Origin of the sequence: Sphingomonas sp. (assembly GCF_042096255.1) — a bacterium.
Taxonomy (GTDB): Bacteria; Pseudomonadota; Alphaproteobacteria; order Sphingomonadales; family Sphingomonadaceae; genus Sphingomonas.
The window spans coordinates 1-8,520 of sequence record NZ_JBELLZ010000116.1; the positions used below are offsets into that span (position 1 = coordinate 1).

Sequence of the window (8,520 nt, forward strand, 5' to 3'; positions counted from 1 at the left end):
AGCATCTCGTTTACACCGAGAGGGTCGGCGGTTCGAGCCCGTCAGCGCCCACCACCGCGCAGGGACTGGATCACCCCGCCAGCGCCCGATCCCGCAGCCCCCGCCACACCCGCGCCGCCTGCACCGTCTCGGCCACGTCATGCACCCGCAGCAGCTGCACCCCCGCCTCGATGCCCCTGAGCGCCAGCGCCAGGCTGCCCCCCAGCCGCTCCGCCACCGGCGCCTCGTTCGACAAGGCCCCGATCAGCCGCTTGCGGCTCGCCCCCAGCATCACCGGGCAGCCGAGCGAATGGAATGCAGCGAGGCCGTTGAGCAGCGCCAGATTGTCCGCCACGCTCTTGCCGAAGCCGATCCCCGGATCGACGATCACCCGCCGCCGGTCCACTCCCGCCGCAACCACGGTGGCGACGCGATCCTCCAGCCAGCCGAGCACCTCGGCGAGCACGTCGTGATAGCCCAGCTTGCCATGCCCCCCCGCCTTGGGGTCGGGCGAGTGCATCAGCACCACCGGGCAGCCGGCGCGCAACACCACGTCCAGCGCGCGCGCGTCCCACAACAGCGCCGATACGTCGTTGACGATCGCCGCGCCTGCCGCCAGCGCACGCTCCATCACCGCCGCCTTGCGCGTGTCCACCGACACCAGGGCGCCCGCCGCCGCGAGCCGCTCGATCACCGGCACTACCCGCTTGGCCTCGTCCTCCTCCCACACCAAGGCCGCGCCCGGACGGGTCGATTCGCCACCCACGTCGATCAGCGCCGCCCCCTCCGCCGCCATCGCCATCCCGGCCGAGGCCGCCGCGGCGGGATCGTCATGCACCGCGCCGCCATCGGAGAAGCTGTCGGGCGTCACGTTAAGGATGCCCGCCACCTGCGGCTGGTCGAACCGCAACGTCCGCCCCCCCAGCGCCAGCGCCGGCCGCGCCGCGGTGACGCGCGCATGCAGCATTGCGCCCCGCTCGCCCAGCGTGCCGAGCTCGCCCAGCGGCACCGTCCACCGCCGCCCCGGCTCGATCACCTCATAGGCGGCGAACCACTGCATCCCCCCCGCCACCCGCGCGACGCTGCCGTCCGCCTGGGTGACGGGCGTATCGACGAACTGGACGGGGCGCAGAAACATCTACGGCTGCGTCGCCAGCAGATAGGTCTGCCGCAGCGCATCCACCGGCCGCAGCGCACCCGCCTCCTCATAGTGCCAGAAGGTCCAGCCGTTGCACGCGGGCGCGCCCTGGAGCGTCGCGCCCAGCTTGTGGATCGACCCCGTCGCGCCGCAGTCGCTGGCCAGCGATCCGTCCGCACGCACCGTCGCGCGCCAGCGCCGCTTGGCGTCCCACACCGCCGACCCCGCCGGCAAGTACGCATTCTCCACCAGCACGCCGAACGCCACCTTGGGCTGCTGCCGCGGCGACTGCATCGTCGCCAGCGCCGATTCGTCCAGCGGCAGCGCCGCGTCGATCCGCTCGCGCGCCGCCGCGATATAGGTGTCCTCGCGCTCAATCCCGATCCAGTCGCGCCCCAGCCGCTTGGCGACCGCGCCGGTGGTGCCGGTGCCGAAGAACGGATCGAGCACGACGTCGCCCGGTTTGGTGCAGGCGAGCAGCACGCGATAGATCAGCGCCTCGGGCTTCTGGGTGGGATGGACCTTGTGGCCATCCTTCTTCAGCCGCTCCTGCCCGCCGCAGATCGGGAACTCCCAGTCGGAGCGCATCTGCAGCTCGTCGTTGAGCGTCTTCATGCTGCGGTAATTGAAGGTGTACTTCGCCTTCTCGCCTTTGGACGCCCAGATCAGCGTCTCGTGCGCGTTGGTGAAGCGCGTGCCGCGGAAGTTGGGCATCGGATTGGCCTTGCGCCAGACGATGTCGTTGAGGATCCAGAATCCCAGATCCTGCACCGCCGCGCCGACGCGAAAGATATTGTGGTACGATCCGATCACCCAGATCGTGCCACTGTCCTTCAGGATACGGTGCGCCTCGGCCAGCCAGGCGCGGGTGAAGGCGTCGTAATGCGCGAAGCTGTCGAACTTGTCCCAGCTGTCGGTGACGGCGTCGACATGGCTGTTGTCGGGCCGGAACAGCTCGCCGCCCAGCTGGAGATTGTAGGGCGGGTCGGCGAAGATCATGTCGACCGATTTTGCCGGCAGCGCGCGCATCTGCGCGATGCAGTCGCCGCGGAGGATCTCGCCCACCGGGAGCGGCGCGGCCGGTTCTGCCGTGGCGCGTGTCCGCGCGAGTGTCGCCGTGCCTGCCATCGATCCCCCTTGTCCCGCGCGAAACTGCTGGTGAGGTGGACTCCCCGTCAAGCACACAATGGTTAATGGTTTCGCACCCGAAATCGTGTGCGCCACGAATGCGGTCTCTCGACGATCCAGATGTTGAGTCGCGCGCCCGCTCCGGACCCAACCGGTGGTGGTGTGACTCGAAAGACTCACATCTCCAGAACCAGCTGCGCCACCGGCGCGAAGCTGCGGCGGTGGAGCGGCGAGGGGCCGTGCTCGATCAGCGCGCGGCGGTGTGCGGCGCAGCCATAGCCCTTGTTGGAGGCCCAGCCGTAATGCGGCCAGGTCTCGTGGTGGGCGAGCATGATCGTGTCGCGCGTATGCTTGGCGACGATCGAGGCGGCGGCGATCGACAGCGACTGGGCGTCGCCCGAGACGATCGCGGTGGCGGCATAGCCCCAGCGCGGCAGCCGGTTGCCGTCGACCAGCACATGGCCGGGGGCGCAACCGAGCGTCGCGGCGATCTGGTCCACCGCCAGCGTCATCGCCTTCATCGTCGCCCAATAGATGTTGAGCGTGTCGATCTCGTCCGCCTCGACGATGCCGACGCCGACGACGGCGCAATCCTTCAGCCGCGCGCACAGCCGCGCGCGTTCGTTCGCGGGCAGCTGCTTCGAATCGTTGATGCCCCGCGGCACACCCTTCGCGGGCAGGATCACCGCCGCTGCGACCACCGGCCCGGCGAGCGGGCCACGGCCCGCCTCGTCCACCCCGGCGACGGGGGCGGCGCAGAGCTTCTCGTGCTTCAGGCCGGGCATGCGAAGCCGGTGGCATATTGCTGACCCATCGGTCCGTGCCCTGCCCCCAAGCCGGGCGCGGCGGCAAGGCTGGCGCGGACGAAAGCGATGGCGCGGCCGGTCGCGTCGGCGAGCGGCAGGCCCGTGCCCAGCCCAGTCGCGATCGCGCTGGCGAGCGTGCAGCCGGTTCCGTGAGTGTGACGGGTGTGGATTCGCGGGTTCTCCCAGCGTGCGATCTCGCCATCCGGCCCGAGCAGCCGGTCGATGACCGTCTCGCCTTCGAGATGCCCGCCCTTGGCGAGCACCAAAGCGCCGGTGGCGAGGATCGCGTCGGCGCCGCCGAGCGCGTCCAGCTCGGGCGCGTTGGGCGTCACCAAAGTGGCAACCCGCATCAGCCGGTCGAACGCCGCGATCGTCGCGGCATCGGCGAGCACCGAGCCGGAGGTGGCGACCATGACGGGATCGAGGACGATGGGTACCATTCCCCTCTCCCCTTCGGGGAGAGGGAGGGAGCCGCCGGAGGCGGCGGAAGGGAGAGGGGCAGTGGGGTGAACGCGCCGTGTCGTCCTTCCCCTCTCCCTCGCCGCTGCGCGGCTCTCCCTCTCCCCGGAGGGGAGAGGGTTAAGGGCCTCCAGCACCTCCGCCACCGCCTGCGCGGTCTCCGCGGACCCGATCATCCCGATCTTCACCGCATCCACGCCGATGTCGTCGATGCAACTGCGCATCTGCGCCACCACCATCTCGGCGGGCACGGGATGCACCCCCTGCACGCCGAGGGTGTTCTGCGCGGTGATCGCGGTGATCGCGGTCATCGCGTGGCCGCCCAGCATGGTGACGGTCTTCACGTCCGCCTGGATGCCCGCGCCGCCGCCCGAATCGGAGCCGGCGACGATGAGGATGCGCGGAGTCATCGCCCGCACCAGAGACAAATTGAGACGGTTGAGGCGCTCGCGTGAGCACGCACGGCTGACGAATTGAGACAGTTTAGGTGCTGCAATGGGCGGCGGCGGCAAGGGAAGGAGCGGACGGAAGCCATGACGGGCGGTATGCCATGAAACCGGCGCTGTAGGACAGGTCAGCCGCGAAAGCGGCGCTCGGTCGAGGCCGGGTTCGCCTTCAGCGCCTTGCCTGTCCGCGCCGGCCGGTCGAGCAATTCTCCGCCACAGTTCGGGCAGCGCTCGTCCAACGCATCGGCGCAATCCGCGCAGAAGGTGCATACGAACGAGCAGATGAACGCCCCGCCCTCGTTGGCGGGCAGGTCAACGCCGCAGCGTTCGCAATCGGGGCGCATTTCGAGCATGGGGGCGAGATAGACGGCTCCGCCCGAGCCGCCAAGCGCATTGACTTCTCCGCCGGTGCCGCTATTGGCGCGCGCTCGCTCCGTGGCTTGCCGCGGGGCTCTCGTCCGAGACAGCGGGTGCCGCGGATCTGCCGTGGCTTAATCTCCCGCCGAGACGGGGACAGGATTTCACCGTGCGCGCCCCGTGCGTGCCCGGTCTGCCATGCGGCGCCCTTCCCCATCGCTGGACAAAGCCGTGCCGGTTTGCCGGTGCGGTCCGTAACCGGGTGCGGCTTCGGCCAAGCCCAAGTGTGGAGAATGGCATGGATCGTGCTCAAAAGGCCGCGGCCGTCGCCGAACTCAGGCAGACCTTTTCCGAGGTCGGCGTCGTTGTCGTCACCCGCAATCACGGGATGACGGTGGCGCAGTCGACCACGCTTCGGAATCGGATGCGTGAGGCCGGGGCGACCTACAAGGTCTCGAAGAACAAGCTTGCCAGGATCGCGCTCGACGGCACCGACTACCTCTCGCTGGGCGACATGCTCACCGGGCCGGTGGGCCTTGCCACCTCGACCGACCCCGTCGCTGCGGCGAAGGTGGCGGTCGACTTCGCCAAGACGACCGACAAGTTCGAGATCGTCGGCGGGGCGATGGGCGCGACCCCTCTCGACCAGGCCGGTGTGCAGGCGCTCGCGACGATGCCGTCGCTGGACGAGCTGCGCGCCAAGATCGTCGGCCTAATCGTGGCGCCCGCCACGAAGCTCGCCACGATCACGCAGGCGCCCGCAGCCCAGCTCGCGCGCGTGCTCAAGGCCTATGCCGAGAAGGAATCGGAGGCCGCCTGAGGCGACATCCGGCTTGCAGATATCCAACGTACGACTTGAAGGAACAGACACATGGCAGACCTGAACGCGCTGGTTGACCAGCTGAGCGAACTGACCGTCCTCGAGGCTTCCGAGCTGTCGAAGATGCTTGAAGAGAAGTGGGGCGTTTCGGCCGCGGCTGCGGTTGCGGCGGCTCCGGCAGCCGGCGGCGCCGGTGGCGCGGCTCCGGCGGCGGAAGAGAAGACCGAGTTCGACGTCATCCTCACCGGCGACGGCGGCAAGAAGATCAACGTCATCAAGGAAGTCCGTGCGATCACCGCGCTCGGCCTGACCGAGGCGAAGGCGCTGGTCGAGGGCGCTCCCAAGGCCGTCAAGGAAGGCGTGTCGAAGGACGAGGCCGAGAAGCTCAAGAAGCAGCTCGAGGAAGCCGGCGCGACCGTCGAGATCAAGTAAGCCGCAGCGGGCACGTGGGCTGGTCCGCCAGCCCGCGAGACCCGCAAGGCCGGCCGGCGGCGCCCCGGCGCCGTCCGACGTCACGGGCTTCGCCCGTGACGGCCGATGCTTGAACGAACGAGAAGGGCGGGCCCGCAAGGACCCGCCCTTTTTCGCGCCCCCTTCCCCGGTTGCCAGCCCGAAGCGCGCTGCTACAAACCCGCGCCATGCTCTCGCACCGCCTCAAGACGATCTTCGTCCACATCCCCAAGACGGGGGGGCAGAGCGTCGAGCACATGTTCCTCAGGGCGCATGGCCTCACCTGGGCGACGCGCGGCGACCTGCTGCTGCGGCCCAACGAGAACAAGGCGCTGGGCCCCAGCCGCCTTGCCCATCTCTATGCCGAGGAATATTACACGCTCGGCCATGTCGATCGCGAGACGTTCGACCGCTATTACCGGTTCGCTGTGGTGCGCGATCCCTACGATCGCATCGTTTCCGAGTTCAACTTCCGCGAGCACGACCATAAGACGGTGCGCGACTTCTACGCCTCCGTTCCCGCCCGTCCGTTCGCGGACCGGTGGCGCCATGTGGTGCCGCAGGCCGCCTACCTCCTCGATCGCGACGGCGAGATGCTGGTGGAGGACATCATCCGCTTCGAAACCCTGGGCGAGGACATCGCCAAGGTGTTCGCGCGCGTGCCCGAACTCGACGGCACGCTCGACCATATCAATTCCTCGAAGAAGAAGCGCCTGCGCCGCGCCGATCTCGACCCCGCCGACATCGCCTTCATCACCGAGACGTTCGAGGATGATTTCCGGCTGCTCGACTATCCGCGGATGTAGCGGCCGAGCGCCGCACTGACAGCCAATCCACAGCGTCACCGGCCAGCCATAAAACGTAACAGTCAAGACACGAAGAACTTGTTATGGTGTATCGTCTCGTTTAGCTCGGTACGGCCACGTACCGGAGTCGTATTCCCATGAAGACCGTTGTTTCCGTCCTGCTCGCCACTGCCGCCTTCGCGAGCCCTGCTTTCGCGGCCGAACCGGACACCCCGTCCGGGGACAGCGCCGCCACGGGCGGCACCGGGCGCGATGTCATCGTCACCGCGCCGATCCGGCAGAGCGAGCGCGACGTGCTCCAGGGCACCAGCGTGGTCACCGGCGAGGAGCTGACGCGCGACCTGCGGCCGACCATCGGCGAGACACTGGCGCGGCAGCCCGGCGTTTCGGCCACCTCCTTCGGCCCCGCCGCCTCCCGGCCGATCCTGCGCGGCTTCCAGGGCGAGCGCGTGCGCGTGCTGACCGACGGCATCGGCTCGATCGACGTGTCGAACACCAGCGTCGACCATGCCGTGGTCATCGATCCTTTGCTTGCAGAGCGGGTCGAGGTGCTGCGCGGGCCGACCGCGCTGCTGTTCGGCTCCTCCGCGGTCGGCGGCGTCGTCAATGTGATCGACCGCCGCATTCCGCGTAGCGTGCCCGAGAACGGCTATCGCCTCGACGCGATCGGCACCTATGGCTCGGCCGCGGACGAGAAGTCGGTCGGCGCCGCCGGCGATGTCGCGCTCGGCCAGCATCTCGTGCTCCACGCCGATGGATCGTACCTCAAGGCGAACGACCTGCGCACCGGCAGCGGCCATATCCTCTCGCCCGCCGCGCGCCGCGCCGCTCTGTCGCAGGTCGGCGTGCCGCAGGACGGCGACGAACCGATCGACTTCGCCGCCTCCGCCGCGCTGCGCGACCGTCTGCCCAACTCGGCGATCGAAACCTGGACCGCGGGCGTCGGCGCATCGATCATCACCGATACCGGCCAGCTCGGCCTCGCCTACAGCCACTACGACAGCCTGTACGGCGTGCCGATCCGCTATGCCACCGAAGTCGGCCAGGAGCAGGAGGCGCCGCGGCTCGACATGGTGCAGGACCGGTTCGACCTGCGCGGCGAGGTGGAGACCGGCGGCGGCTTCCTGGAGCGCATCCGCGTGCGCGGCGGCTATGCCAAATACCGCCATTTCGAGCTGGAGGAGACCGGCGAGGTCGGCACCGCCTTCCGCAGCAAGGGCGTCGAGGCGCGGGTTGAGGCGGTGCAGGCGCGCCACGGCGCCTGGCTGGGCGCGAGCGGCGTGCAGTTCTTCAACCGGCAGTTCGACGTGAACGGCGAGGAAGCCTTCCTGCCGGAGAACGAGACCAATCAGTTCGGCGTGTTCACGCTCCAGCAGCTCGACTATGGCGCGTTCAAGGCCGAGGGCGGGCTGCGTTACGAGCGGTCCGACCTCACCGCGCGCGGGCCGCTCGATTCGGCGTTCTTCCGCGGCGGCCGCAGCTTCGATGCGGTGTCGGGATCGGCCGGCGCGTCCTACGGCCTGAACGACACCATCCGGGTCGGCCTCAACGTGTCGCACACCGAGCGCGCGCCCTCCGCCGAGGAACTGTTCGCCAACGGCCCGCATGCGGGCACCCAGGCCTTTGAGCTCGGCAGCCCGGACTTCAAGCTGGAAAAATCCTGGGGCCTCGAAGGCACGATCCACGCGCACGGCGATGGCTTCAGCTTCGACGGTTCGGCTTATTACAGCTGGTTCTCCAACTATATCTCGGAGAACCTGATCGCGAACGAGGCGTGTGCGGCGATCATCGGCGAGGCGCCCGAGCTGCCCTGCTACCAATTCCAGCAGCGCGATGCGCGCTATTGGGGCCTGGAAGCGGATGCCTCGGTCCGGCTGGCGAGCTTCGGCACGACCACGCTCAACGCCGACGTGCTGGGCGATTATGTTCGCGCCACCATCGTCGACCAGGGTCCCGCGCCCCGCATCCCGCCGATGCGCGTGCTCGGCGGCCTGGAAGCGCAGGGCACGCGCTTCACCGCGCGCGCGGAAGTGGAGCATGTGTTCGAGCAGGACCGCACCGCGCGGTTCGAGACGCCTACCCCGGCCTATACCATGGTCAACGCCTCGGTCGCCTTCCGGCCGTTCGCCAG

9 protein-coding genes are annotated in these 8,520 nt (G+C 69.0%); 4 read left to right on the forward strand and 5 right to left on the reverse strand.

What is annotated here, in order from left to right; genetic code table 11:
* Nucleotides 1–70: 70 nt before the first annotated feature.
* From folP to ACFDTH_RS16020, 5 genes are all read right to left on the reverse strand, one after another.
* Nucleotides 71–1,117, reverse strand: coding sequence for a dihydropteroate synthase (gene folP, locus ACFDTH_RS16000; protein WP_375288557.1), 1,047 nt, complete (start codon nucleotides 1,115–1,117; stop codon nucleotides 71–73).
* On the reverse strand, nucleotides 1,118–2,245 hold the full coding sequence (locus tag ACFDTH_RS16005) for a site-specific DNA-methyltransferase (protein ID WP_375288558.1): 1,128 nt from the start codon (nucleotides 2,243–2,245) through the stop codon (nucleotides 1,118–1,120). It lies immediately after the preceding gene.
* A 176-nt stretch (nucleotides 2,246–2,421) separates the two neighbouring features.
* A complete protein-coding gene (locus ACFDTH_RS16010) occupies nucleotides 2,422–3,030 on the reverse strand; it encodes a ribonuclease HII (RefSeq protein WP_375288559.1) in 609 nt (202 codons plus the stop codon).
* A complete protein-coding gene (locus ACFDTH_RS16015; RefSeq protein ID WP_375288560.1) occupies nucleotides 3,018–3,920 on the reverse strand; it encodes a hydroxymethylpyrimidine/phosphomethylpyrimidine kinase in 903 nt (300 codons plus the stop codon). Before ACFDTH_RS16015 ends, ACFDTH_RS16010 begins: the two co-directional genes overlap by 13 nt.
* Before the next feature lie 164 nt (nucleotides 3,921–4,084).
* Nucleotides 4,085–4,309, reverse strand: a complete 225-nt coding sequence (locus ACFDTH_RS16020) for a DUF1272 domain-containing protein (RefSeq protein WP_375288561.1) — start codon at nucleotides 4,307–4,309, stop codon at nucleotides 4,085–4,087.
* A gap of 302 nt (nucleotides 4,310–4,611) precedes the next feature.
* Here ACFDTH_RS16020 and rplJ point away from each other — a divergent pair, with 302 nt between their 5' ends.
* From rplJ to ACFDTH_RS16040, 4 genes are all read left to right on the forward strand, one after another.
* A complete protein-coding gene (gene rplJ, locus ACFDTH_RS16025; protein ID WP_375288562.1) occupies nucleotides 4,612–5,133 on the forward strand; it encodes a 50S ribosomal protein L10 in 522 nt (173 codons plus the stop codon).
* A 51-nt stretch (nucleotides 5,134–5,184) separates the two neighbouring features.
* Entirely contained in the window at nucleotides 5,185–5,565 is a 381-nt protein-coding gene (gene rplL / locus ACFDTH_RS16030; protein ID WP_375288563.1) for a 50S ribosomal protein L7/L12, read from the forward strand.
* A gap of 206 nt (nucleotides 5,566–5,771) precedes the next feature.
* On the forward strand, nucleotides 5,772–6,389 hold the full coding sequence (locus ACFDTH_RS16035) for a sulfotransferase family 2 domain-containing protein (protein WP_375288564.1): 618 nt from the start codon (nucleotides 5,772–5,774) through the stop codon (nucleotides 6,387–6,389).
* Nucleotides 6,390–6,526: 137 nt separating this feature from the next.
* The coding region (locus tag ACFDTH_RS16040) for a TonB-dependent receptor (protein WP_375288565.1) at nucleotides 6,527–8,520 on the forward strand (1,994 nt) is incomplete at its 3' end.

Bases quoted from the DNA above. Each gene is read 5' to 3' on its own strand.
- folP (WP_375288557.1), bottom strand. From the start codon at position 1,117: ATGTTTCTGCGCCCCGTCCAGTTCGTCGATACGCCCGTCACCCAGGCG.
- ACFDTH_RS16005 (WP_375288558.1), bottom strand. From the start codon at position 2,245: ATGGCAGGCACGGCGACACTCGCGCGGACACGCGCCACGGCAGAACCG.
- ACFDTH_RS16010 (WP_375288559.1), bottom strand. From the start codon at position 3,030: ATGCCCGGCCTGAAGCACGAGAAGCTCTGCGCCGCCCCCGTCGCCGGG.
- ACFDTH_RS16015 (WP_375288560.1), bottom strand. From the start codon at position 3,920: ATGACTCCGCGCATCCTCATCGTCGCCGGCTCCGATTCGGGCGGCGGC.
- ACFDTH_RS16020 (WP_375288561.1), bottom strand. From the start codon at position 4,309: ATGCTCGAAATGCGCCCCGATTGCGAACGCTGCGGCGTTGACCTGCCC.
- rplJ (WP_375288562.1), top strand. From the start codon at position 4,612: ATGGATCGTGCTCAAAAGGCCGCGGCCGTCGCCGAACTCAGGCAGACC.
- rplL (WP_375288563.1), top strand. From the start codon at position 5,185: ATGGCAGACCTGAACGCGCTGGTTGACCAGCTGAGCGAACTGACCGTC.
- ACFDTH_RS16035 (WP_375288564.1), top strand. From the start codon at position 5,772: ATGCTCTCGCACCGCCTCAAGACGATCTTCGTCCACATCCCCAAGACG.